1 protein-coding gene and 1 pseudogene are annotated in these 1,056 nt (G+C 54.3%); both read right to left on the bottom strand.

The annotated features are described in order from the left end of the window. Positions 1-210: pseudogene (locus VZ95_RS26355) on the bottom strand (CarD family transcriptional regulator); the annotation flags it as partial. A gap of 6 nt (positions 211-216) precedes the next feature. Next, complete coding sequence (locus VZ95_RS20735) at positions 217-423, bottom strand: hypothetical protein (RefSeq protein WP_045777555.1); 207 nt, start codon at positions 421-423, stop codon at positions 217-219. Between the last annotated feature and the right edge of the window lie 633 nt (positions 424-1,056).

The following is a 1,056-nucleotide window of genomic DNA, read 5'->3' as shown; positions in this document are numbered from 1 at the left end:
TCTTCCGACGACAGGCGGCGCAGGCCCGATGTGCGGGCTTTGGTAACCGGCAGGCGCAGCGTCATCCGATCTTTTTTCGAACGAAATCACGATTACCTTCAGCTCATGCCCAGCAATCGTTTGTGTTTCGGTGGTCATAACCTGACCGACGCCGTGGGTTGGATATACCACGAACTCACCCGTCCGAAAGTCGAACCCTTCCTGTGCCATGTCCCATCACCCCATCGAGCCTATAGCTCGCTTACCGAGAAGCGCCGCCGCCAGACAGGAGGCTCTTCCCGTGAGAAAAACGAACAAGGAGGCTTGGCCCAAACCGGCCGCCGCTCCTTGAAGTCGCTGGCTGAAATCGCACAAAATGAGCGCCCAGAAGGCGAGGCCTTCCGGTAAGCTTAAGCTCATATGCTCGAAAACTGAGCGGATCATACCACTCCTTGTCATTTAAGTGTAGTCGATTCGCGCTAAGGGTAGGGTTTTTCCAAACCTGATTCGCTACCCAATGTGGCCTGAACCCTAGGGTTTAGGCCAGGGCGCATAACACGCATGCAGCCGGTGAAAGGCTCATCAGCCGCTGCTTATTTTTGCCTCAAAAGCCTGAAGCGCGTAAAAATTTCAGAATTCCGTCAGCAATAAATTGATGCAGTGAGTCGCGATTTATGCCCGGCCCATCGCGGCAAATCACCTCGTCGCCCGGATCATCCACTGTTCCGAGAGGGCCTTAATGTTTTCAACCCTCCTACCCTGGGGATAGAATTGCTTGGTCCGGGGATAAGTCGGGGGTTTTCCACGGCGCGGCGATTCGCTCCCCGCACCGCTCAGATCGGTACACCAATGATGCCCTGGGGGAAAAGCCCCGAGGGCCGCTTTTGTCACTGGGGATAAGACTGTTCTTGAGAGGTTTTTCCCGGCTTATCCCAAGGGCTTTAACGAATCGAAGTGCTTTGTGTTACAAAGACATAGACTCGGTTTCAACGCGGGTTTCCACATTCTTGTCCACAAGTGAAAGGGCGCTGCGCAGTTTCGGTGGATAAAATTGGGCAGAGCCTTAATCCCAGTTCC

It is taken from the genome of Elstera litoralis, assembly GCF_000963705.1.
In the GTDB taxonomy this organism is placed as follows: Bacteria; Pseudomonadota; Alphaproteobacteria; order Elsterales; family Elsteraceae; genus Elstera; species Elstera litoralis.
The sequence above is the reverse complement of the archived record's forward strand: the minus strand, read 5'-3'. Positions and strand labels throughout refer to the sequence as shown.